Source organism: Candidatus Rubrimentiphilum sp. (assembly GCA_035710515.1).
Lineage (GTDB): Bacteria > Vulcanimicrobiota > Vulcanimicrobiia > Vulcanimicrobiales > Vulcanimicrobiaceae > Rubrimentiphilum.
The window spans coordinates 312,493-336,109 of record DASTDE010000001.1; the positions used below are offsets into that span (position 1 = coordinate 312,493).

The 23,617-nt window shown below is 56.2% G+C and carries 23 protein-coding genes; 11 read left to right on the forward strand and 12 right to left on the reverse strand.

Translation table 11 applies throughout. The features are described from left to right. Positions 1 to 22: 22 nt before the first annotated feature. On the reverse strand, positions 23 to 688 hold the full coding sequence (locus VFO29_01595) for a hypothetical protein (GenBank protein ID HET9392205.1): 666 nt from the start codon (positions 686 to 688) through the stop codon (positions 23 to 25). Positions 689 to 757: 69 nt separating this feature from the next. Continuing rightward, entirely contained in the window at positions 758 to 1,477 is a 720-nt protein-coding gene (locus VFO29_01600) for a hypothetical protein (protein HET9392206.1), read from the reverse strand. Between the two features lie 1,029 nt (positions 1,478 to 2,506). Between VFO29_01600 and VFO29_01605 the strand changes: the two genes are divergently transcribed. Further along, positions 2,507 to 3,019 carry a hypothetical protein gene (locus VFO29_01605; protein HET9392207.1) on the forward strand — a complete coding sequence of 171 codons (513 nt, stop codon included), beginning with the start codon at positions 2,507 to 2,509 and terminating at the stop codon, positions 3,017 to 3,019. A gap of 218 nt (positions 3,020 to 3,237) precedes the next feature. Here the strand turns inward: VFO29_01605 and VFO29_01610 are convergent, their stop codons facing one another. After that, on the reverse strand, positions 3,238 to 3,591 hold the full coding sequence (locus VFO29_01610; protein ID HET9392208.1) for a helix-turn-helix transcriptional regulator: 354 nt from the start codon (positions 3,589 to 3,591) through the stop codon (positions 3,238 to 3,240). Positions 3,592 to 3,710: 119 nt separating this feature from the next. On the opposite strand from VFO29_01610, the gene VFO29_01615 reads away from it, so the two are divergent. Then, a complete protein-coding gene (locus tag VFO29_01615; protein ID HET9392209.1) occupies positions 3,711 to 3,932 on the forward strand; it encodes a hypothetical protein in 222 nt (73 codons plus the stop codon). Positions 3,933 to 3,938: 6 nt separating this feature from the next. Here the strand turns inward: VFO29_01615 and VFO29_01620 are convergent, their stop codons facing one another. Beyond that, positions 3,939 to 4,367: a hypothetical protein gene (locus tag VFO29_01620; GenBank protein HET9392210.1), complete on the reverse strand. Its 429-nt coding sequence runs from the start codon at positions 4,365 to 4,367 to the stop codon at positions 3,939 to 3,941. A 64-nt stretch (positions 4,368 to 4,431) separates the two neighbouring features. Here VFO29_01620 and VFO29_01625 point away from each other — a divergent pair, with 64 nt between their 5' ends. Further along, the gene (locus VFO29_01625; protein ID HET9392211.1) at positions 4,432 to 5,877 is read left to right on the forward strand and encodes a recombinase family protein; all 1,446 of its coding nucleotides are present in this window, start codon (positions 4,432 to 4,434) and stop codon (positions 5,875 to 5,877) included. Continuing rightward, entirely contained in the window at positions 5,864 to 6,223 is a 360-nt protein-coding gene (locus tag VFO29_01630; GenBank protein HET9392212.1) for a hypothetical protein, read from the forward strand. Before VFO29_01625 ends, VFO29_01630 begins: the two co-directional genes overlap by 14 nt. On the opposite strand, the gene VFO29_01635 is transcribed toward VFO29_01630, so the two are convergent. Beyond that, positions 6,215 to 6,661 carry a hypothetical protein gene (locus tag VFO29_01635; protein ID HET9392213.1) on the reverse strand — a complete coding sequence of 149 codons (447 nt, stop codon included), beginning with the start codon at positions 6,659 to 6,661 and terminating at the stop codon, positions 6,215 to 6,217. The genes VFO29_01630 and VFO29_01635 overlap by 9 nt on opposite strands. 371 nt (positions 6,662 to 7,032) lie before the next feature. On the opposite strand from VFO29_01635, the gene VFO29_01640 reads away from it, so the two are divergent. After that, the gene (locus VFO29_01640) at positions 7,033 to 8,250 is read left to right on the forward strand and encodes a GAF domain-containing protein (protein ID HET9392214.1); all 1,218 of its coding nucleotides are present in this window, start codon (positions 7,033 to 7,035) and stop codon (positions 8,248 to 8,250) included. Positions 8,251 to 8,289: 39 nt separating this feature from the next. On the opposite strand, the gene VFO29_01645 is transcribed toward VFO29_01640, so the two are convergent. Further along, complete coding sequence (locus tag VFO29_01645) at positions 8,290 to 8,490, reverse strand: hypothetical protein (protein ID HET9392215.1); 201 nt, start codon at positions 8,488 to 8,490, stop codon at positions 8,290 to 8,292. A 206-nt stretch (positions 8,491 to 8,696) separates the two neighbouring features. After that, a complete protein-coding gene (locus VFO29_01650; protein HET9392216.1) occupies positions 8,697 to 9,005 on the reverse strand; it encodes a hypothetical protein in 309 nt (102 codons plus the stop codon). A gap of 630 nt (positions 9,006 to 9,635) precedes the next feature. On the opposite strand from VFO29_01650, the gene VFO29_01655 reads away from it, so the two are divergent. Next, the gene (locus VFO29_01655) at positions 9,636 to 10,205 is read left to right on the forward strand and encodes a LuxR C-terminal-related transcriptional regulator (GenBank protein HET9392217.1); all 570 of its coding nucleotides are present in this window, start codon (positions 9,636 to 9,638) and stop codon (positions 10,203 to 10,205) included. A gap of 525 nt (positions 10,206 to 10,730) precedes the next feature. On the opposite strand, the gene VFO29_01660 is transcribed toward VFO29_01655, so the two are convergent. The 3 genes from VFO29_01660 to VFO29_01670 are packed head-to-tail and all read right to left on the reverse strand — an operon-like array spanning position 10,731 to position 14,233. After that, the gene (locus VFO29_01660; protein HET9392218.1) at positions 10,731 to 11,975 is read right to left on the reverse strand and encodes a hypothetical protein; all 1,245 of its coding nucleotides are present in this window, start codon (positions 11,973 to 11,975) and stop codon (positions 10,731 to 10,733) included. Positions 11,976 to 12,021: 46 nt separating this feature from the next. Then, complete coding sequence (locus VFO29_01665; protein ID HET9392219.1) at positions 12,022 to 12,405, reverse strand: hypothetical protein; 384 nt, start codon at positions 12,403 to 12,405, stop codon at positions 12,022 to 12,024. A 25-nt stretch (positions 12,406 to 12,430) separates the two neighbouring features. After that, positions 12,431 to 14,233: a Dyp-type peroxidase gene (locus VFO29_01670; GenBank protein HET9392220.1), complete on the reverse strand. Its 1,803-nt coding sequence runs from the start codon at positions 14,231 to 14,233 to the stop codon at positions 12,431 to 12,433. Between the two features lie 238 nt (positions 14,234 to 14,471). Here VFO29_01670 and VFO29_01675 point away from each other — a divergent pair, with 238 nt between their 5' ends. Further along, entirely contained in the window at positions 14,472 to 14,687 is a 216-nt protein-coding gene (locus VFO29_01675) for a LuxR C-terminal-related transcriptional regulator (protein ID HET9392221.1), read from the forward strand. A gap of 53 nt (positions 14,688 to 14,740) precedes the next feature. Here the strand turns inward: VFO29_01675 and VFO29_01680 are convergent, their stop codons facing one another. Both VFO29_01680 and VFO29_01685 read right to left on the reverse strand, forming a co-directional pair. After that, positions 14,741 to 16,459: a GMC family oxidoreductase gene (locus VFO29_01680; protein ID HET9392222.1), complete on the reverse strand. Its 1,719-nt coding sequence runs from the start codon at positions 16,457 to 16,459 to the stop codon at positions 14,741 to 14,743. Positions 16,460 to 16,461: 2 nt separating this feature from the next. Further along, positions 16,462 to 18,744 carry a family 1 glycosylhydrolase gene (locus VFO29_01685; GenBank protein ID HET9392223.1) on the reverse strand — a complete coding sequence of 761 codons (2,283 nt, stop codon included), beginning with the start codon at positions 18,742 to 18,744 and terminating at the stop codon, positions 16,462 to 16,464. Positions 18,745 to 19,001: 257 nt separating this feature from the next. Between VFO29_01685 and VFO29_01690 the strand changes: the two genes are divergently transcribed. The 4 genes from VFO29_01690 to VFO29_01705 all read left to right on the forward strand — a co-directional run bounded on the left by VFO29_01690 (position 19,002) and on the right by VFO29_01705 (position 23,416). Continuing rightward, positions 19,002 to 20,417, forward strand: a complete 1,416-nt coding sequence (locus VFO29_01690) for a tyrosinase family protein (GenBank protein ID HET9392224.1) — start codon at positions 19,002 to 19,004, stop codon at positions 20,415 to 20,417. A gap of 235 nt (positions 20,418 to 20,652) precedes the next feature. Next, positions 20,653 to 21,330 (forward strand): hypothetical protein, encoded by a 678-nt coding sequence (locus VFO29_01695; GenBank protein ID HET9392225.1) that lies wholly within the window; start codon positions 20,653 to 20,655, stop codon positions 21,328 to 21,330. Further along, positions 21,327 to 22,307, forward strand: coding sequence for an NAD/NADP octopine/nopaline dehydrogenase family protein (locus VFO29_01700; GenBank protein HET9392226.1), 981 nt, complete (start codon positions 21,327 to 21,329; stop codon positions 22,305 to 22,307). Before VFO29_01695 ends, VFO29_01700 begins: the two co-directional genes overlap by 4 nt. Continuing rightward, positions 22,304 to 23,416 carry an NAD/NADP octopine/nopaline dehydrogenase family protein gene (locus tag VFO29_01705; GenBank protein HET9392227.1) on the forward strand — a complete coding sequence of 371 codons (1,113 nt, stop codon included), beginning with the start codon at positions 22,304 to 22,306 and terminating at the stop codon, positions 23,414 to 23,416. The genes VFO29_01700 and VFO29_01705 overlap by 4 nt, the downstream gene beginning before the upstream one ends. Positions 23,417 to 23,617: the final 201 nt, after the last annotated feature.

A 23,617-nucleotide genomic window follows, 5' to 3' on the forward strand; every position in this document is an offset into this window, starting at 1 on the left:
TCATGGGACATCTCTCGATGAATTAGGTGCGGGACGGCACAATAGGCGGCATGGAGATTGGAACAGCATCTACGCCACGATGAGTGAAGGCCAGTTGCTGCCCGGTGCCGGCAAGTGCTTCGTGCGCCGTAATGATAAGCGACGCTTCGAGGTCTAGATATGATGGTATTGCCACATTATGCAGGAAACGACAGGCGGCGTGATCGTCCAACGGGTCGATGCCGAGCTGCTTCAGGGTGTCCCGGTTGATCGCATGTATATTTTTCGGGTCCTTCCTCCAACTGTGAAGATGGCGCGCGTGGTTTGCCAGAGCGTAGATCGCGTCATTGAGTTTGACGCCACCGTACGTCTCGACGCCGAGTTTTCGACAATCTTTAGAATCGAGGTCAGCTTCCTCCGCGAACCGTTCCAGTGAATAGTCAACAATTAGCACGAAGGCGTTCGCGGCATCTTGCGATACCGACAATTCAATTGTCGACGACTCGGTCACATATCGCTCTTCCGCTTCGTGGCCTGGTCGGACCACATCGGAGCCATCAGGCCGATGGACGTAAAGTGCATCACGGCGCTTTCCCAGTATTTCCGATTCCTGCCAACTATTTAGGGAATCGTAATACAGTGTTCGCAGGGTACTCCGTTTTGCTAGAATTGTCGATGCGTAGATCACTGCCGCTTGCACTAGGTCCATGTTGCATCAGCTTCGCTTGCTGTTTCGAAAAGACTCCCGGCCGAAGGACAGGGCTTTGCGGGTTGGGGCTTATTGAGGGAGTTGGTACGTAACTTTGCCGTCCGCATCCAAGAACTGTAGCTCCGCCTGTCCGTCGTTCGTTACGAACATGTTGATGCGTGGCCGGCCCTTCGCGTCGTGCAGCATCACCCTTGACTGAGTGCCATCGTTACCGAAGAAGAAACGTTCGTAGATTCGCTGGTTTGGATATTTCGCGTGCACGGCTCGCTTCTGTGCGTCGGTTTTAGCGGCATGCCATTCCTGGCTAAAGGCCTGAGCTTCCGAGGTGCTGTTGTCGGGCTCGTTCCAGCCGATCATATAGGCGCTCTGGTGGCCATTGTCGTTGAAGGCGTCGACCTGCAGCAACTGGTCGGACTTGACGGAGTCGTACGACAGGACGTTGCCGGATTGAAAACTTCCGTCCTTTTTAATGCGTCCGTTCCATGCGAGCGCGCCCTGTTCGTTCCCGAGTTCGTTGTAAAACACGATCTCGTTGTCATCGCCAGCGTCGCTCCGCCTGACGTGCTTTCCGTTGATGATGGCATCAGGAGCGTTGTCGTGGTTGGTGATGACCATCGCCAATTTGCCCTCGCGATCGACGACGTTGATCTGGTGGAGGGTGACGGTATCGAACGAGGCGTTCTTGGATTCGTGCACGGCGCCGAGCAAAAATGCGCCGGCTGCGACCGTGGACACTAGTGTATAGACGCGCAGAATCTGGATCTCGCGCCGGATCGAATGTACTTTCATCGTTACCGGCCTCTTGATTTAGAAATGATTGATTAGCGGAGTCTATCCCTGATCAACGCCTTTGTCAACTAACGAATTAAGTGTAAACCGGGTCTTTACGCGGCCGTGGGTCCCAAGCACGCGCGCGCACCTATTTCCCTGCACTAGGTGTACTTCTCACGGTTAAGCGTAATTTCTCAAACCTTAGGTGGAACTTTCAGCAGTCGCCGCCGGCTTTTCTTTTGAAAACTCGGGTGTGGGCCTTTTTGCCTAATAGGCTGGAGTTTTTGTTCCGTTAGGTCTACGATAGGGCTGCTCCCAGGGCTTAGTTCTGCGGAACGTATCGGAGGGTGTAGTGAAGGCGCGCGTTTTCTTATCCGTCGGTCTTATTGCCATTTTGGTGACGACGTGGAGCGGCATGTCGCCCGCCGCAGTTGCGCAGGGAGCGGCGCAGACGGAGTCGCCGACTCCCATACTGGTATTAACGCCTGCGCCCAAACCCAGCAAGCCCCCGAGCATCATCCCATACTGCCTTGCCGTCAACCCAGCGCCAATCTTGGGCGATCCACTTGCGGCTTGTAACGCAAAAGAACGAGTCATTTTTATGATCGGATTGGCAGCGGATCAGGGAACGCGAGGAAGACTCGTAGCAACGCTGACCGATCAGCTTCAAAATTATTATTTGGCAGACGACGCGAGGCTGGTTGCCGAGCCGACGTGGACTACGGACGATTTCGTTACCCAATGCGAGGCAGACCGCCAACTTCCCAACGCCCCAAAGGAGGGCGCGCTCGTTATTGCCGTAGTGGCACTCGCATCGGGATTGCATGACGCCTTTACGACATATCGCTCGAAAGTAGAAGCCGGCGTCAACGTGCTGTATGCCGATTGTGCTCTTAAGAAGAAGTCACCGCCGAAAGCTGATTTCGCAAAGTTTGTTCCTTCGAAAAATCACGGAACGCTTAAGCCGTCTGCAAGTCCTAGCGCTGCCCCGGCGCCGCCGCCTGTCTACGCTTACATCTGGTCGTCCCATACGCAATTTGGCCAAGAGTGGAAGACGAGTACAAACACGGCGCGTTATTTTTCGTTCGTAACGGCGTTGTTATCGTTTGTCGCAATCTACGAAGCCTTCGCGCCGTCGAAGTCGTTCACGGTGTCTTCCACGACAAGTTTTCCTTCGCCCACGCCGCCGCTGCCAAGCAGCTGGCCGTCATCGATGACCAGTTCATCGACGTCGTCGACGAATTCTGGCTTTGGGACGCAGTCGCAGGCTTTATTAACGTCGGCCGCAACGAACAGTACGGTGCTTCCGGTTATCCCGGCGGACGACGCTCAAGCTTGGAACGCGATCGAGGGCGCGGTATACAATATCGTTCGCGAAATGAACTGTGCCTGGCCGACGCCGACTCCGGGCCAGACGAACAGGCCTGGGCAAGAAACACCGATCCCGCCGCCTCCGAGCGAGCCAATTGCAGACGTCAAAAAGTATGCCGAAAGTCCTCCGCCACATCTTCCGGGGATGCCTGTCCAGGCACCATTTTGCAACCCAAACTATCGCGTTAGCGCGTCGGCAAAATAGACATCGGGAGTCTTGTCTAGGTAGAGAGCCCGGCTGTAGTCGCGACGCCGTGTCGCGAGACTATGGTCTCAATCTGCGCCAGCCTGACGCTTAGTGATGTCGGATTTGGAGAGACCTAAGTTTCAAATGTTAATTAGTGGGTCGCGCCGCCGATTCGCAAGCACGAAATAGCCACTAATGACCATCGTACCCGCGCGTTGCGCTACACCTTTTTCTTAAGGCTTGCGCCGGCGCGGTCCAGATCTTTGAGAGCCGCCTTCAGGCGTTTTTGAGCCGCGTCCACTGCTTGGGCGACCTGAGCACCCTGCCCGCCGACGTCGGCATAGACGACGTTTGGGATATCCAAGAGGCCGGCCTTCGCGGCAAGCTCGTCCAGAGAAACACCCAGAGCCTGCGCCAGCCGGCAGGCTGTTACTAGATTGATGCCTTCGCGTTCGCCCTTTTCCAGGCGCGTCAACGTGGCTTGGCTGAGGTGCGCGGCGCGGGCTAGCGTCTTGGCTTGCAGATTGCGTTGCTCACGCATGGACTTGATCGCGCGGCCGAGGGATTTGGGCATTAGGGCTGGTTTGCCACATCGGTCCCCGGTTCTCTACTGCGAAAATCAAGCACAAATAATTGCCAAATAGCAATTTCTGAGAGACGGAGTGGCTTAATGGGAGATTGCCACAGTGCTCTTTGAACACGGCCACCTTCACCGGCGATAACCATGCTTATCGGCGGTTAGGATGGTTGGTCATCAAGCATAAAGCCACTGAGTCAGACCTCCATTTAGCTGGAAAAGCCTCTGAGGCTCAGCCATTTCTGCTGGCTGATAACGCTGAAGGGATGGCTGTTTTGGCGGTTCTGGACCGGATCGCCGCCCAACGTAAATCGGCGAAGCGTCGTGACGACAAGTAACGTGCGTCAGTCGCTGGGTGTAGTCGGCGCCGAGGTTTCGCCCGGCTTGGCCCGGACTCGAGCCACGCGAAAAGTCTCCGGTATGAGCCGCCGCGACGCGGCCACAATTTCGTACAGAAAGGCCAGGTCCGCGAATTGCAATTGCGGCCGGATTCGTTCGAAAAGCTCGGCTAGGTATTGGTCGTCCTCGCGCTCGATTGAGGGGTTTCGTTCGGTTCCGATCGTAGCCCGGTATCGGCCGTGTTCGAGGCGTTTGAGGCTGCCTTCGCGGGTAAGGCGGGTCAGGGCGAAGGTGATCGACGAGCGCGTTTTCTCCGGAAGCGCGGTAACGAGCTCTCGAGCGGAGACCGTTCGGCCAGCGGCGACAGCATATTCGTACACCAATTGCGTGGCGGACTTCGCGCCCTCAGCCTCCAAGAGGGCGCTCGTTGACATTCATCAATATGTAGGAGTTGCCGATTGGCAAACGGCAATCCTCGGGAATCCGAGGGTCTCCTAGATGAAGCAGCAGCCGAAGAAGAAGAAGTTCGCACCGTCCACGGCGTGGGCGTTACTTGTCGTTTCGGATTCCGGGCAAGCCGAGACGCTGCCGCATCAAGAGGCTTGGGCGCGGGAAACCGCCGAGCGAAACGACTGGGCGATCACGCGCACGTTTTCCGGCGTCTCAAGCGGAAAACACGGAACGCGAGCCCTCGCTGGGGGGATGATTGTCGAACTCGAAGAGCTTCCGGCGGAGTCGCGGCCGCAACGCATATTGATGATACGCCTCGAACGGCTGGGACGCGGTAACGGGCTTGAGGCGATGGAAAGCTTTCTGCGCATCAGGAAGCTGGGGATAGTTGTCCACACCCGCCTAGATGGTGACGTCGGGTATGACCGGGCGAGCGAGCTGCTTTTTCCGGTTCTTCGGTTTTTTATCGGAGGACTCGAAAACGAGGTCCGCCGCGACAAGCTGCACGCGCAATATGCGCGCCGACGCGAAGCGAACAAAACCGACCCCGCGATTGCGTTAAGCAATCGCCCTCCCTATGGTTTGCAATATGTCAACGGACGCTATGTCGAGCATCTTCCTGAAGCCGACACGGTTCGCCAAATCTATGATCTACGATTGGAGGGCTATGGCAGTTATACGATAGCCAAACGCATTCGGGCGACAGCGCCGCCAATGATTCTAAAGGGTGGTCGCGCCGTTCCACAGGCCTGGTCGGCCGATCGTGTTCGCCAACTTGTCATCAAGCCTGCCTACCGTGGGACGATTGTTGACGTCGCGACCTGGCAGAGCGCGCAGCGCCGCCGCGAGGTTCGTCGCAGGACGCAGAAGATCGAGTATCCGCTCGGCGGCGCGCTCCAGTGCGAATGCGGCTACACCCTGGCCGGCCATACCGGCTCCAGTCGAAGCAAGGGTCCATGGCGCAACTATCATTGCTCGCACCTCGAGAAACACGACGGGCGTTCTCGTCACCACCCGATCGCAAAAATCGACGCACAATTCGTCGATCTGCTCCAGCGTCTGTCGGCAGACGACGCCTTACTCGAACGGTATGTTTCAAACCAGAATCAGGGCCCGAGCCGTAAGAGTCTCGCGGCAAAGCTGAGCGCACGCAAACGTGAATTGGGCGGGGTGGAGCGCAGCCGGCGCAAAATCTTCGAAGCATTCGAAAGCGGTGCGATTTCCAAGAGCGACCTGCAGTGGCGACTTTCGGATCTCACTGACGTCGAGCTCGCTTTGGGGTCGACGGTCGCCGCGATTGAGAATCAGTTAGTAACCGATGATGCCAGGACAACCAAGGTTGACCATGCCCGGGAACTAGTTAAAAAGGCGGCCGAACTCTGGCTTTCCGCTGAGATCGAAGAAAAGCGAGCGTTGGCGAAAGCTGTAGCAGTCGCGTGCGGCGGTTTAGTTGTCACGCTGGATGGCGTCTTGAGGGTCAATGGACGTCGCTAGAGACCAGTCAACACTCGATAATATCGCACTCAGGCTGGTCGTTCGTCTGATGCAGTACATGAGTCTCGACGATGTTCTCGGGCTTTCATGGCAGGCGATGTTTAACGTCAAGTTCATTGGCGATAGTCTTGGAACCATTTGCGATCGCAAGGGACTAACGATCGGCCCAATTCCATTGGGGCTCGTCACAGAGGTTTGCAGATACCGAGTTGACCGCGTCAGAAGTGAGGGCTTCCGCACCTTTTCGAGTGCCTTTAAGGAAGTGCTGTTTACGATCGGATTGCGGCCGCTGGTCAAGGAAGATGTTTGGCGTGCGCTGGAAATTTCTATCGCGGACTTAGCTTAGCCGAAATGGCGGCGGTTTGGGTTCGTTTAGCTTCGACAGAGTGTTGTTCCGGCTCAGCGATGTCGATTCGTATTCCTTCAGATCTTGCTCGATTTTGGCCAGCAAGAAAAGAACTTGCTGATCCATGTTTATCTCGAAAGATCCTCCGAAGTGCCGCATCCGCATGCCCTCAGCGATAAAGTTGAGTTCCTCGCGCAGCTGTCGAAGCGTTGCGGCAAGATCGGACAGATGTTTTTGTTGATATGCTGCGGTGGAAATGAGGTTCTCAATCCTGTTTACGTATTGTTTTTCTTCCGGCGTGCTTTCCGAATAGTATAGAGAACCGTTGATAACGGCAAGCGTAAAGTTCACGAAGCGCTCGTCATCGTCTGCGTCGCACAACGCTTTTTCAAGTGTATGGAGCGTCGACGCGATTCTTATATCATCCATGCTCTCCACCGTAGCAATGTGCGAATCAAGACCCACCAACGAGCTAGAATGAGGCCTGGTGACGGCTTGTGGCCACGAACGGAGTTGCCGCGATTGAATGGTTCATATGGGTCGCCTCCCGCCGGCCGATTTCTCTCCCGAAAACGGGCCTTCTCCGGGCCTACCGTACTCCCCGGCCGAGGCAAGCGCAGGAACTAGCACAAATAACCTAGCCCGGGCCTCTGAGGGCCACGAAAGGCCCGGTTTCAGGCCGGAAGGACCGTTGCTTTGCGGCGCCGCAGGCCAGGACAGATGGCCTAGCTATGAGGGCCGGGGGTCTTATTGAGGAGCTCGGTGCATGATCCTAGCGTTCCGATATTGCTAGGGCCGGTAGCAAGCTGATGCGCTGGCTTGTAATATGTTTGTCTGCATTTATTTTGTGTACGGCGTATAACTACGCGGAGCTCAATCAGCTTCAGATCTTAGTCCATGCCAGCCGCGCGGTTCCGAGCACGCAATCGACTCCAAACGTGCTCGTGCACAGACCGCCCGTTTCGAATGGACATCGCACGACGAAAAATCCCTCCAAGGTCGCACACGCTCCCGCGCCTTCTGGGAGCACGGCCTTGTTGGGGCCATCCGAGCCGGCGCAGTATGCGCGCCTTGATCAGGCCACGCGCCTGTCGCTCTCGTGGGTTCGTTTTTGGAAAATCGAGGCGCTGATCCTCATTTTTTTCCTGGTTGCCGTTGCAATTTATGCTTTTTTTGCTGCGCGTTTCGGCGCCGACGTATCAGACAAGGACGCCATGCGCAGCATGCAATTGCTGCTGATTCTTGTTGGTGTTGGCGGAAGTCTAGCGCACATATTCTGGACCGAAACCAAGGGCTCGGCGAGTTATGTCCCCGCGTTTGATCTTGTTGCTCTGGGTTGGGTCGCGTTAGCATTGTTAGGATTTTTGCTTCCCAGACTCGAGGAGTTCGGCTTTGCCGGCGCGACGTTCAAACTCAAGGATACGATTAAGAACATCGGGGCGTTGACCGAGAGCGCGACCGAGCTATTACGGAACTGGGCGGAGTCTATCAACCTGCTAGCTGGATGGTTGGTCGACGATCCTGTGCTCGCCCCGGATAGAATCTTCGGATTTATTCGTGATCGTGCGGGTGAAGCAACAGAGTGGCTGAGCGCTCCGGGCGACGACGGTTTCATGCTGTCGGTTTGGAATTACGACCAAAACGGCTTACAGGTTCTCTATCCGAAGAAAATTGGCGAAGCGCCCGTGCACGCTCGGATTTGGCGGGTCGGCGAGGGTTGCTTAGGGCAAGCATTTCTCGAGCAACGGCTGTGGAATGAAAAGAACGCGAAGGCGTTACCGGCCTTCGTCCCTGTTCATAATGAATATCAGGATTACAAAGGGATTCTCTTGGTGCCGATTCGCTACGAGAATCAGAAATTGGGAATGTTGTGCGTGCGACGCAAACAAGAAACGTACTTTGCGCCGGAGCAGGAGAATGTAGCTTGCGCGTTAGCGCAGGTCTTGGCATATGCCATGGGGAGCGCAGCGGCGCGCTCGGCTCTGAAGATCGCTGCAGCAGCCGCTCAAAGCAAAACGCCCGGCTAGCACTTCGCCGGACGTTCAAAACAAAATCAGGAACGAAGTTTAATCGGTGCCGAGTTTCTCCCGCAACGTCTGCAGTTTCTCGATTCTCGCCGCTGGGCTAGAAGAGCTGACAAGACGCTGGACGCGTGAGGGCTGGCCCTCAGCAACGGAACCGATCGTCTCCTGGAGCAGCGAACCGTACTCTTCAGGCGATAGGTCCGGCATGGCTGCTGCCGCGCCTTCGTTATCCTTGCCGTGCATATATGAGATTGTACCCTACTGTCGCTTGCTGCGCTAGTAACCTGGGCGATATCACCGTTGCGGCTCGCTCAGCGGGCTTACCGTCAAGGCGCAACCCTTCGACGCGCTGAAAACATTTGATCGTCCGATGAAGATGACTAGTAGCTTTTGCCTAAGGAACAACCCTCGTGCTACCTAAGACCCTTAAGGTTCCGTCTCGCCGACTCTCAGGATCGCGCAATTGGCTGGAAGAGATGAGCCGAGCGTACGGATCGGCTGAGTTCGGAATCGCGGCAGCCGTTTTTGACGCGAATGCTGTTGCCCGCCTGCCCTATGAGGCTGTGCTGTGGCGTGCGCGTATCTATGCCAAGAAAGAATTTGCCGCTGCGATCAGATTCCTGATCGATCACCCTGCACCCAAAGGTGCTCCGGCGGCTGAGGCAGAGCGTCACATGCTTCTCGGCATGGCCTACGGTCGTTCGGAAGATCACGATCTTGCTGAAGAGCATTTTCGGACCGCGCAGCGGCTCGCGCAATCGGCCAAACTCCGCGACCTGCTTTCCGAAATCGTGTATTGGTCGGCACGAGAGTCTGTCGCAATCGGGGACCTGGAGCGAGCCGAAGGCAGTTTTTCTAACCTTGCAAATCCTCGGACCTTTAAGGCTCGAGTGCGAGCCCTCGACTTGCAGAGTCTGATTGAAGGCCGGCGGCAAAGATATCAAGATCAGGCCGCGACGCTAACTGAGCTGCTCCACTTCATAGATCAATCTCGAGAGCCGGCGCCGGAATTCGCCGTCTGGGCCACACACACATTAGCAGGCCTCGCTCGCGAAATGCATCTTCCGAGCGCGCGAGCAGTCATCGAGTCAGAGCTAGCTGAATCCTGGCCCGAATATTTTCGAGAGAACCGCTTTCAAACGGAAAAGGCGCTGGCGTGGAGCTGTGCTCTCCAAGGGGACCACTTCAACGGGTTTCGGTACTTGAAGGCGGCCGCCTCGACCGCGCCTGACGATGCATGGAGAACTATGGCGCTTTTGGATCGGGCGTATCTCGCCAAATGCATTGGCGAGTCGGCGTGGTCGCGTCAAGAGCTTGCCGAAGCCGAAGAAGTATCGGCGCGAGTCGATTGGCGCAGCAGAGACGGTGAGGAGCGGATCGCGCTCCTCTTGTTCGCCGAGCTTTTCGCGCCGCTCGATCGCGGAAAGGCAGCCTTCTATTTGGCTCAATTCGGATCTCCGGGCACTTTACGTGATCCGTTGCTCAATTTTGCTTCCGGCGACGAACGTTTGCAGGCGATTGCGAAATATGTCCACGGAGTCGTTGAACTCACGCTGGATCACCGCAAGCAAGGGCTACGTTCCCTTCGCGACAGTTTCGCGATCTTCGACCGAGTTGGATATGATTGGCGGGCTGGCCGAGCCGCCTTACGCATCTATGAGGCTACGCGCGATCGCTCGATTCTTGCAATCGCACGCGAAAAACTCAAGAACTATACCGCGAGCTGGCTTGGACAAGACTTGATGAAAGTCACTAAAGGTGGCGTTGACCTGACGCGGATGCAGGAGAAGGTATTTTTGGAAATCTGCCGCGGATTCTCTACGACTGAAATCGCGACGCGGCTTAAACTCAGCGAATCTACCGTGCGAAACCATTTGAGGTTGGTGTTTGAATCTTTTGGCGTGAACCGTCGCACGGCGCTCTTAGCGGAAGCATCGAAACGCGGATTGCTTCCATAAAGAGAGCCGAAGACAGCAGCGATGAAGGAGGGGCGTTGGCTAACGCCCCTCCTACGATCCTTAGGGCGTTGGCGTAGGTCCGGGATCTGGATTGTTTGGATCAGCTGGCATGCCGGGGTTTCCGCCGCCGGTGTCAAGCACGTGTCGTGTACTTGGTACGAACCCATTTCCGAGATTACGACTCGTGCACGCAGATGCGCTAGTCAAGGCAAGAAATACGAAAAAAGAAACACGCAATAGTCGCATGATTTTTGTCGTCCTTGTCCACTCAGTGGACTAGTATGTTTGTGCTAGCTCAAAGGCTAGAGGCGACTCATGCGACAGCCCTGGGGAAGAGGCCTAGGAGAGACTAGTTCGAATTGACTAGTTTTCGAATGGCAAAGTCGCCATGCGTACATCGACGCTTGCCTGCTCTTCTTGCGAGGGACCGGAAATCGGATTGCGGTCTTCACCAGTGTTTAGCTATTCAGTCGAAACCTCGGAGCCTTATAAGTCACCCTAGCGTCGGCGTGATATCGACGTGACTCACCTGCCCGGTAGCGTGCGGAAGCCATTGAAACGCTTACAATATCGACCAAATTGATACGCCCCGCGATAGAAATCCGCACCATATGGGTCCTTCGTGTATGTACCGGTTTGGATGACTCTTTGGATCTCGACCACGACAGCGTCGCCGCAGCCCCCGCTCAATTGGGTCATTAGCCTGTTGGTAAGTTCCCACGCTGCTTCGCTGAGCTGACCGCTCGGGTTGCTTGACGGTACCGTCTGCGAGCTGAGCGAGCCCGCGACAGTGCTAGCAATAAGCAGAGGCGAGAGATTAGCCTGAGTTGAGGTCGTTGTGGTTTGAATGGTTGTCCCGGGCGCTGCACTCGAAATCGGCGTTGGCCCGGTTTGTAGAGTTGTTGTTGTGTTTGTGCTCCTGCTCTGCGCAAACAGGGCAACGGTGCTAGCGAGGATGTTCAGCGGCGCAACCAGCTGCCTGCCTCGGCCATCAACGTCCTTAGCGCTCCATAGATTTAATGGTGACGCCGAGGAGTTGTGGTCTTCGGGACCGCACCCAAGCACCTCTACGTTGGCATCGATTCGAGTCCCATTGTTTACTAAAATGAGAAACGAATTGGAATACGGCTGCGGGTAATCGGCCTCAACGACGATTGCTCCTTGCGTTTGCGGATCGAGCTGACATTGCGAATCGAAACTCGCTACGCTTGTCCAGTCGCCCCTGCCGATTACTTCCCAGTCGTCAGCCTTTGATGGAAGGGCGAGCGTCTTTGATAAACGGTCAACGATTGATCGGACAATCATGGCATTGGTCGTCTGGTCGACGATGCCCGTTGAGAAAACATAGAACGTTGGACGCCTTGCCAGGAACGGAAGTGGCGAAGCGCTGGGACCAGAAAGCTCCTTGAGGTATGCCACGCAATCCGTGAGTATGCTGTAAAGCTGGGCCTCGTTAATGCCTTCCTGAGAAGTGCAAGATTCGTTAGGAGAAGGTGTTGCAAACCAGGGATCGTCGGGTGGCGGTGTGGGTAGGTCACTCAGGGTCTTTGAGATCTTTTTGCGGCAAGCCGTGATTCGCGACCTCAAGATATCATCGCCCATCGGCTGCTGACCCCTAGCAGGTAGTAGCTTGAGAATTTGAAGGGCATCCGCATTGTCGCAGGTTGCAGTGGTTATCGGAGCCGCGACTGCGCTGCCCGATGCGCCCATCGTGAAGCTGCAAGCGAGTCCGGCCGCCACCACGATACAGAGAAGAATGGCTCTATTCACGACACACCGCCCTCGTTATTAGCTTAAGCGCTCAAGACATGAGACGCTATTTGGCCGAAATCTCGACGGGAACGATGAACCGTTTGTTTGTGGCATGTACCACGACGGTCGGGGGAACCTGAGGCACAACAAAATCGCCTTTCGCTATCGCGGGCACGATCACCATCGCGCACACCTTGTGCGCATTCGCTGGCTTGACTCGGGTCACGACTTGATACTGGACTGGAAGAATCTTTAGCGGTGAGCGATGAACGGCTGCCTCATAACAGGGGTTAGCCAATTCGACGCTCGCAGTGATCTGGATACCGGATGCAATTCGAAACGCGTGAACGGTCGATGCTGCGGTCATATGCCAATCTGTCGGCGACGCGGCCGCCGGAGCCAGGCAACAGATGACGGTTGCAGTGATGATTGCGATTCTCTTGAACATGCGAACCTCCAAAATAAATTGCGTATTATCCGCCATAGCGGGGCGTGGGTGGCTGCGGGGGTTGCGGAGGCACGTGACCTCCGAGGCAAACGGGTGGAACGTCCGTCCTTCCGGCGATGTGGTAGAGCCCATCGATTGAAGGCGTGAAGAAGTAACCGCCGCCGGTCGGCACGACGAAGTCAGCCGGTATTGTCAGGGTCGGGTCGTGGAAGTTGTTGTCGTCATCGGTGAATGCGGTCACAAATTGGCGCTGCCGGCCATCCTGTGCGTTCTGTCCCAGAATAGGATCTTGTCCGACGCCGGCCTCTTTGAAGTTTGGATTGTTGACCCAATTCTTCGTGACGAACTCGAATTGATTGGCTATTGAGGTTTGATATGCCGCGAATAGGAGGCCGCGATCACCGGTATCTTTTGACAGGTTTCCTTCATCGGCGATCGGGTCTCCGAAAGGAATTCCGCGCCGCAGCAAACGGTGCGTCTGGGTATCGGATTCGGTCAGTTGCGCGATCAGCGTACTCTTGTCGTCACGCGGATACGCCTTGCGAATGTGAGCGCTAAACGGGCAACGCTGGCCTTGCGGATCGGCAGCCGCTGCAGGCCCCGGGTTACATTGGCTGTCGTCTTTGGGCGCTTGTCCGCTGGCCGGCGGATTTTGAAATTCGAAGAAGTTATTTCGGCAGTCGTCGTTCCCGATCACCCGATCATCAGCCGTCGCCGCGAGCACCGGCGCTCCGTGTGGATGTCGTCCGACGAGCGCCGAACCGAGCTCCTCCGCACTTAGGTCGTGTTGCGCGGCGGTGTCACTCAACCACCGATGGAATCCGGCAACGTCCTGACGCAATCGCCGCACAACGTAGAAGCTGCCGTCATCCGTCCAATCCGCGCCCGCCGAGCCTCGCGCTTTCGAGAACGTGCCGGTTGGGGCGGCGGGGTCAGCTGCGCCAGCATCTTGTTTGAGGTAGCCGAACACAAACTCGCCAGGGTAAAGGCAGTCTTGTCCGGGTTTCCCTTGCCCCGGCTCATTGGGATTCTGACGCGGCGTTAGCAGGTCGTCGTTGTTGGCCGAGAGTTTTCCTCGAATGCCCGGTTGTGACACGCCATCTAGCCACCCGAAATGTTCGTGACCAGTTAGCGGTTGAGGGAGCGTCGCGCCTCGCTGGATGTACAGGATTGTTGCACCGCTACGATGGGCGGTAGCGGCCTGACGGGTGTCGGTCGTACCCTCGATGGCTGCTTGAATGCGATCGATCTCTGCATCAAGATCGCTTTGATCGTCGCTTGCACAGATAAGGACAACGTGTGCGTCCGAATCGGCGTTGCCGCCGAAGAGCCAATTCTGCGGCGCACCGTCCGAAGCGGCATCGCTGGGATCGTTCAAGGATGCAGACTGCGCGAATAGCGCGGCTTTAAAAGGAGCATCCAAAAAAGCGTCTACTTCCGACGGATCCATGAGCAGGCGCAATCCTGCCGCTGAAACGCCGATATTGAACCAAGTCGCCTTAATGCTACGCTTCTCGGCGCCGCGCCGGAATCGTAAAGCTTTAAAGAGCCGGTTGAAGCTAAGCACTTCGGCGGCCGTGGAAACGAAGGGAACCTCGTTTGCTAACCACGCCTTGAAGGCCGCCGGGTCGCTAATTCGCAAGAAGACGAGGGTCTGAAAGTCCTTGTTGAAGCCGGCTATGCTGTTGCCTTGGATGTTGTCGATGCAGAGCAGCGGCTCGTCACCAGGCCGATCGGATTTGTGTGACGCGTCGTCGACGAAATTCATCAGGGCCGAGGCGGGCGCTTCACGCGGTGAAGACGATTGGTTGACGGCTGATGCGCTCATTCCAAGACTCCCGTAGTCCATTTGGACCACTCTGGCATCGAGTGCCCCACTAAAGTAGTGACCTCCGTGGGGGATCGCCGCTAGGCCTCGCTACAATAGGCGGCCAACAAAAGACCGAGCCGGCGAGACTAGCATAAATGTACTAGTTAGTGGTCCGATTCCTGCGCCTTTGTGAGGTCTCCGAACGCTGATTGCGATCACACTTTTAGGGCGAGAGTGCAGGACGGACCGGCCGCCGCTGAGGGAGGGTGTAATGTCCGTCTATGAACAGCTGCCTGCCCAACAGGCGCGCGTTGTCGATTTGCTTCTGGAAGGCTTAAGTACGAAAGAGATAGCCAAGCGCATGCGCCTTAGCCAATACACCGTGCGCAACTACCTGGGCGTTATTTTCCTGCGATACGGTGTCAAGTCGCGATCCGAACTTATCGCGCGCGAGCTGAGTGCTAGGATTTGAGTCTTCCGGTTATTTCTTTAGAATCGGCAGACGGCGGCAGGCGTGCAGTTTTCCTAAGGGTCGTTTAGCACGGCATCAGCGATTCGGTCAGACAAGGCCGCGATTGTGAAGCTTGGATTCGCGCCAACAGGCCCCGGCATAATCGATCCGTCGGCTACATAGAGTCCTGGATAATTGAAGACTCGTCCATAAGAATCGACGACGCCCTCGCTGACGTCGTGACCCATCGGGCACCCTCCGAGCGGGTGCACAGTGATCAAATTATTAAACAGCCACGTCAATGGGTTGAGCGAATATCGGCCGCCCAGTGCCCGAGCGACTTGGCGACCTGCGGCGTTAGCGCGTTTCAAGTAGCCTCGGGAACGCGCGTCATTCCACGCAAGCTGCAGAAGGGGCACGCCGGTCTTCGGATCGATCCTCGTTGTCATCTGGCCGTCGGGCACGTCGCGGCCCATGCCGAGTAGCGGCATCGAGGTCGATGAAAGAGTTCCTTCGCCGATAAGGTCGCCAAGTTGCCGGTCAATCTCGCCGCGCGCGTTCCCGGTTATCCATGTTTGGATGAAGCCCCGCGCGAAGCGGAATGCGCGACTAAGTATGTTTCTATCCAGCAACTCCCAAAGGTAGTCGAGCGCTAGCGGATATCCCGCATCCTGAAGATAAAAGCCACGCCCTTCGTTTGGATTGTCTTGGGTGTCGGGAAAGCGAAACGTGCTGGTGATGACCGGAGCTCTCGAAGCGTTCATGCGGACGGGATTTCGATCCTTATCCATGCAGCTAGTGGCGAACATGAGGAGGTCACCATTTCCTGAGAAACGCGTGCCCAATGCCGCACTGATTCGATCGAATCCGCCAAGGGCGTTCATTTTGAGCAGAAGATAGGTAGAGCCGAGCGTCCCGGCTGACAAGATAAGCTTGTCCGCAATAATTTCGTAGCTTCGCCCCACCGGAAGGACGCCGGGGACGGTTTTTTGCGCGATATCATGCTTTACGCAGCTGATACGGTATCCGCCGGCAGGCTCCGGGGCAAACGATTTAACTTCAGTAAGCGTTCGGATCTCGGCGCCGGCCCGTTTTGCAAGCGTAATGTAATTGTAATCAAGGGTGTTTTTTGACCCATAGTTGCATCCGACGTCGCACTCACCGCAAAGGCGACACGTTTCCCGAGGCGCTTGGTGATAATTCTCTCCGGGATCAAACACTCGTCCGGGAAGTGGCGCTTCGCCCTCGACATTAAACGTAACGGCCAGATGGGGTAGGTACCACTGCGGCTCAGAAGGATTGCCATCCCCCGTTGTTTCGGGAATGCTCAGCTTTCGCGCAGCAGCGCGCATAGCCGCGGTCTTGTTATCGCGCTGATATTGTATCGGGTAGGCCGACGGGCGAAGAACCTGTTCGACTGCGTCATAATGGGGATCCAAGATCGCGCGTGTTATTGGCCACGTACCGCCGCCTGGCATCAGTGAATCGGCAAACCAGCGTTCGTCTTTGCGAATAAGGACATTCGCGTAGATTAAGGAGCCGCCGCCCAATCCGGCCGAGACAACCGCAGCCATCCCACGAAATGACCAGATGTTGAAGAGTCCGTAGTGCTCCTCACTTGGGTCCCAAAAATTGTTATTGAGTTCGAGTGGAGTGCGGGAGAAGGAGCCTGGCGGATACGGCTTTCCACGCTCGAGTAGACAGACGCGCTTGCCGGCACGCGCAAGGCGATACGCCATGACGGAGCCGCCAAACCCTGAACCGACGATGACCGCGTCAAATCGCTGTTCCATTACTATCCGATTGCGGAACGCTTTGCGATAATCTCTGCGTATCGTTTCGCTGAGGGAGTTGCCACGCGCTCCAGATTAGGATCGTGATCGAGGTCGATGCGATAGATGCCGAAATCGCTGTTTTCGTCGAACGTAAGCCCCCATTCCCGATTCGAGGTTATGCTCCAACACAGATAAGCTTCGACTGGAACGCCATCGGCAACGGCACGTTGGACCTGGTAAATGTGCCGCTCGAGATATTGGGAACGAGAGACTCCGTCAGCACTAGGAACGCACCCATTCTCGACGACAATGATAGGCTTCCCGGGAAACTGTTGCTGCTGCTCTCGGAGCAGATCGTACAATACCTCCGGCCAGACAGGTGCGTTTGCATAGCGGGATTCGGCTGCGGAGGCGAGATGCTGCAATCTCGATGGCCAAAGCGTTCTTACTCCCCAATAGTAGTCCAGTCCAACGTAGTCAAGCTGACCGATGCATTCTGCCGGGCACAAAAATTCGGGGAGCTTGCCGGCCATGCCAAGATTCCACCAGTTAGTCGCGACGATCGTGGTTAACATCGAGATCGTTCTGCGGAGCGGATCGAGAAAACGCAACCACGACCGAGTGGCGTTCAACCGTGCCTGTCCACTCAAGGAAACGAACAAGACACGGTCCTTCCCGGGACCGAGAATTCGCTGAGCCACGTAGTTCGCGAGGTCTATTTCAAGCCCGCTGTAGCTACCCGAGGCGTCCTGCATACAAAGCCCAACAACACCGGGATGCACGCCGACGCGTAGCAGTCCCCGATTTCGTATTGCTTGTAGTGACTTGTCGAGATCAGGCACTTCGATGCGTGAGCTCGAGCAGACTGGCTGAGCCGCCGCCTTTCCGATGTTCGCTACAGTTTTGCGGTTATCGACGTTTGGCGGGCTGTCGTGAGCTAATCCCGGGAAAGCCGCTTCCATCGCTTGGTCCCAGCGTGAAAGACCCGAAGCGTCGCGAAGCTTGAACTCGCGAAGGGCAATATCCACGGCGTTCAACAGCGTGCGGCTCCCAAGAGCCATGGCAGCTGCAAACGGTTGGTCGCTCCCGGCGACGTTGACCAGCACGAGCCCGTCGCTCACGTATTGTCGCAGAACGACGTCATCGTCAAAAACGAGGTCAATTTCGCCACGGGAAAGGCCGGCCATCGTATCCGCCGTTTTTTGGAAGCTGATAATCGAAGCCGCGGGGAAGAATGTTGGAGCTTGATAGGCTGGGGCGGTGTTGCGCGTTACGCCGATGCGGCCAGGCCAAGTGGCCAAATCGGCGGGCAAGCTGAGCGTTGCCGGATGCAGAGCGCAAAGATGTGCGATGAAGTAGGGCTCCGAGAACAAGACCTGGTCCATCCGATTTTGTGTGAGGGTGATCTGCGCGATTGAAAGGTCGACGGCGCCGGACTCCAGGAACTCGCGCTGTGACAAAGTACGACTTTGCTTGCGTACGTCTGCGGGGTTCCGAACACGTGTAGCTCGCCGATCAACAAGAGCCTGCAAGCATCGCGGTAATCCTAAAATAAGCGGGTTAGCTCCCACTCTAGCCGTGGGGTGCACTCCACGAATCGCTGTTCGCGCGCGGCTGTGGGCGCGAAACAGATTTGGGATTAAGCGCAATACGGCATCCATCTGCTCGGCTGAGGTGGCAAAAGGCTCTAGCCCGGGCGGCATTGGATAAGCGCGCATCCCCCAGCCTTTGATGAAGCCGTAGACCAACTGATTCGGTTCATTTATCGTAACGTAATAGTCAATCAGATCGCCGAGTTGCTCGGCAACCTGGCGCGCATAAGCAGCGAACAATTCGGGGAATCCCGCGTCGAGAAGTCCTGCGCCGGCTCCGGACGCTTGGACATGAATGGGCCACGTATTGTGGTGCAATGTGACGACGGCGACCATGTCGGCGTCGCGGATCCGTTGCAGCACCTGTCGATAATGCGCGAAGGCCTGGCTATCCCACTGGCCGGCTGCCGGCTCCAACGTCGCCCAGGACAATGACAGTCGGAACGCGCGGCATCCCAGCTGGCGTGCCGTTTCGATATCTTCGCTGTACCGATTCCAAAAATCGGTTGCTTTCCCGCGCGCGGTCAGACCGCGCACTGCCTCCCACCGATCACGAATATCGTCCTGGCCGGGAATGTGCGCCTCACATTGGTGATCTGCGGTTGCGACGCCAAAGCGAAAGGAAGCGGGGAACTGGGGTATCACGGCACCCGCAGTGGCGCCGAGCGGCCATCGAAGCAACGCGCAGTGTCTCCTTTGAGGACCGATCACCCGATCGAGTGGCGACTGGCCCGCGGCTCCACGGGCGCGGGCCCGATCAAAACTAGCACAAATGGGTCAGTTTTCCCCTTGACTCGCGCCTTCGTCAGGCGCAGAATTATGAGGGCCGATTTCCAGCGGGCGAGAGAAGAACCGTTGGAGCCTGTCGTGAGTGTGGCTCCTTAGCCAGACGTCGAGGCTCAGTTGTCCGTCGGGTTCGGACCTGCAATACGGCTGCCTTGGAAGCAAGTGCAGATGGAGCTTCTATCATGACCACTAGCCCAACGCGGCGGCGTTTTATCGGCGCCGCAGGCGCTATCGCATCGACTACGCTAATCGGCTCGTCTCTATTGAACGCTGGAATCGCCGAGGGCGCCGGACCGTTTGTGAGACGTGATATTGGCGGCTTGATGGCGACCGATCCGATCATCGTTTCGTATCGAAAGGCCGTCAAAGCTATGCAGACGCTTTCGATGAATAATCCTAACGATCCGCGAGGGTGGGCGTACCAAGCCGCAATTCACGGGACCCGGACGATGCCCACGAAGCTCGCCTGGAACACGTGTCAGCATGGAACGCTGTTCTTTTGGTCCTGGCACCGGATGTACTTGTACTGGTTCGAGCGGATCGTCCGTAAGATGTCGAGCGATCCGACGTGGGCGCTTCCATATTGGAATTGGACATCCGCTAGCGAACGGCACCTCCCGTCGATGTTCCGCGATGTTACTAGCGAGCTGTATACGCCGAACCGGAATCCTTCATTCAACGATGGGACCGGCTCGCTTCCGGCGACGGACGTCGATTACAGCGCGGCGTTCGCGTTTGCTGGCTTTGCGGACGCAAACGGCTTTATCCAGGGAACTCCACATGGCGACGTCCATGTTGACATCGGCGGCTGGATGGGCGACGTGCCTACGGCGGCGCAGGATCCGATTTTCTATTTGCATCACAGCAACATCGATCGCCTGTGGAATCTGTGGCTCGCGCAGGGCGGAGGACGGACGGATCCGCTGGCAGACAATCCATGGAAAAACACAATCTGGACTTTTTTCGACGAGAACGGCGCTACCGTGCACATGACCAGTTGCGATGTTTTGCGCGCCGCGCTGCAGCTCAACTACCGGTATGAGGGCGAGCCGGCTCAAGTGAATGAGTATTGTCGTCTCTTTTTCAAACCGCCTATCCCTCTTTATTATCGGGTTCCTTTTCTCCACATTCCCGTTCCGCCGGAGACGCTTGGGCAAGAAAGAGTCTCGTTTCCATTATTCAACACGGCTCCGCTAAGAGAAAAGCTTTTCGGATTAGCGGAGAGCCAGACAAGAACGCTCATGTTGGATTTTAGCAACGTGGTCGCGCAGCGTCAGCCGGGCGTCGTTTGGGAAGTGTACGTTGGTTTGCCTGCGAATGCCGCAGCGAACCCAAAAGGCCCCTTTTATGTAGGCAATCTCTCGCTTTTTGGGACGGGCATAAGAAGCGATACCCACGGCAATCGCGAGTTCCAGCCGGCGAGATTCAGCTATGCAATAAATAAGGCGGTGGCGGCTTCGTTACGGCTAAATGAGGAGCGTGTCACTGCGACATTGGTGCCACACGGCATTCTGATCAACGGTAAACCTTCAACTCCGAAGGTGTTGTCGCCCGTGCGAATCGGGCAAGTCAACATTTTAGTCGAACAGCGCCGATAAGCGCCGGGCAGCCGAACCGGGACAGTAATCAATCTGAGGAGCAATCGAATGAGTAATACGGACTATAATGCGGTTCGAGAGAGGCTAAGAAAGAGTGAATTGAGCCACTCGGACGTCGAGATTCTGGATCAAATGCTCAGAGAACGCGTAGAAATGGGGGATCTTGGTGAGATAGGGGGCCGACGGATCATCGCGCGGCTTCCGAACGGTATGGACATTATCAAGTAGCCCAAACATGGGATTTCGCGACGATGTCGATGCTACGATCGCAAACGAAGTCACCATGTTTCTCCGCACCGTTCCATATGCAAGTCACCTCACGGGTGAAGGTCGCCTAAACGAGGCTTATTACCTACGACACCGCATTGAAACGATAAAGCGGATTAGACTAACGGCTCGATTAGACGCTTTAGCGCTCGCTCAGTTTATCGTAATGGATTACGAGGCCGCGCGCACGTGGGCTCGGTATGCTTGCACTGAGCTTGACCACGATCGTCTGTTTTTGGCGGACCTTCAGGCTCATGGTGTCACCGCTAAAATGGTGGCGGACACTCAACCGTTTCCCAGTACGCTGCGAATGATCTCAGCTCTGGAGCGGGAGATCGAAACAACCGGGCCGACCGCTACGATCGCTTACTCGCTGTTCGTAGAATGGAATTCTGAGCGCTATTCTGCATTAGTGACCGATAAGGTTGAGTCGCAGTTCTCCCGCGATCATGTTCGTGGTTCTCGCGCGCATCTGAAGATCGACGACGGTGAGGATCACTACAACATGATCTTGACATTGGCCGCGGGGTTAGGCCGGCGGTTTGGGAATGAACAGATTTTACAGTACTTGCGTGAGATCGGAGCCTTCTTTCGAACCTATTTTGAAGAGCTGTATGAGCAGACTTCCGCTAAAGCAGTTTCGTGAACGTCACAGTGTGTGGCGCCGGCGCCGTGGGCAGCACCCTTGCGGCTGTACTTTCTACAGACCCAGCAACCTCCGTCCGCGTTCTCTCCGGCTCGAGGAGTGCGCGGCGCCGACAATTCGAGATTCTGGTTGGGCGCGACATCCTTTTAGGTTACGTCAACCTGATCTCTCACGATCCGGCTGAAGCGGTCAAAGACGCCGATATTGTCTTTCTCGCGGTTCCTTCACATGTGCGAAGCGATATCCTATCTAGCATTCTGCCGTATTTGCCTCGTCACGCGTGCTTATTGTCGCTTCCCGGCAACGGTGGACTTGATCGACAGATCCGCGCCGTAACCCAGCACTCGTTTTTGGGCTCGCGCCGGACGCCTTTCACGGTTCGATCGAGTTTCGATTTCGACGCTGCAGTGACGGGTGTTGCAAATTGCATTGAACTTGCCGGTTCAGGTGACACGCAGAACATCGTCCCATGGCTGGAAAGCTCACTGAATATTCCGGTGAGATTAGTGTCGTCTTTCGAGAGTATTACACTTTGTCCGGCAAACGCGGTAATGCACTCCGCGCGCCTCGTCAGTGTAATGATGAATGGTGCTGCACTGTCTCGACCGTTAGGTATGTATTCAGAGTGGGATGACTGCGCGAGCGAGATTGCCCTGCGCATGGACGAAGATATCAAGACGGTCACGAAGGCTTTGCGTATCAACGATTTGCCAACCTTGAAGGAGCATTACGGCGTTGTTACGGCTGCACAGCTCACGAAGCGCCTGCGAGGGTTGGCATCTTTATCTGGCGCCATGATTCCAATGCGAAAATCGGGAGATCACTACGTTCTGGACGTAGAGAATCGCATTGTTAAGGAGGAGGCACTGTGCGGGCTGCCGGCAATGCTCGAGACGGCCCGTTGCGCGGGAACACCCGTTCCCACGTTGCAGGCAATCACTGAGGCGCTTCGTGGCTTGTGCTCGGTGCCTGTGTGAACGTCTGCATCTGCGGGAACGGGAGCCTCGCGCATGCATTAGCCGTCGTGTTCTCGGCAGCCGGCTTAGAAGTCACAGTATTAACGCCTGACGCGGAGGCGTGGCGTTCGACCCTGCTCCTCTACTACAAAGACTGCGTTCTCGTCGGCCAAGGCATCTTAGCATCGCACGATGCTCGTACCGCGGTACGGTCCGCCGATATCGTGATTTGCGCCGTTCCAGCGTCTCAGCGCATCGAACTACTATCCAATATAAAACCTTATCTAAAAAGCCGGGCGTTTGTAGGTTCGTTTCCCGCGGCTGGCGGTTTCTTTTGGACCGCATCGGCGGCTCTCGGTGATCGCGTGCTCTTTGGGACTGACCGCGTGCCATACGTCAGAGCCGCAGTTGATTACGGGAAATCCGTCGAGGTGACCGGGATACGCAGGAGGCTGCTCTTGGGCACCCGGCCATCATCATTTTCAGGGCATCTGTCGGCAGTAATATCCGGAGCGCTCAACATGCCGATCGACCCGGACGCTGGTTGTATGTCCGTCATGCTTGCGACGACGAACCCGATCGCGCATCCACCGAGAGTGTATTCACTCTTTAACGGTGCTGCTCAAGATTACGTCTATCCGGAGGTACCTCGTTTCCTGGCCGATTGGGATACCGAAGCCTCTCATATGCTCCTCTCCTTGGACGATGAACTCAGCGCGTTGAGTCGATCATTGCCGGCTGATACCTCGAGCCTCAGGCACGTCCTACAACACTTCGAAGTCACATGTTGTGCTGAGCTGACCGAACGTATGCGCAATATCGTTGCGCAAGACCACGTCTACGCTCCGCTCATAAAAAACAGAGACGACACCGGATATGTCGCGGACCTTCAGTCGCCGTATTTCGTAGAAGACTTTGAATACGGACTTACCGTCCTCAGATCGCTTGCGGAGCTTGTAGGTGTCGAAACGCCAACGATGGACCGTCTCCTGACGTGGTACGAACGGTTCACCGGGCGCCGCTTACTAAAACATGGAACCCTGCGGAATGAGTTCACGGCTGGGCTGCCATTGCCTTGGAATTGCGGGATAAATGACGCAACCGACTTGGGTCGATTCTGTAACGCATGATCGTGACTCTAAACTGTTATCGCGGGACCGATGAGGGGCACGCTGTTGCGACAGCTACAAGACTGGGAAAAAAGGGCAAGAGCACGAAGGTTAAACTCGTTTTTTGAAGAGTCGCGTTTATTTGCGCTTACTAGCGAGTGTGCGCGCCGCCGAACATTAGCCAACGTTTCCGAAGTAAGCTTGAAGGAGAAGTTCAGTCAC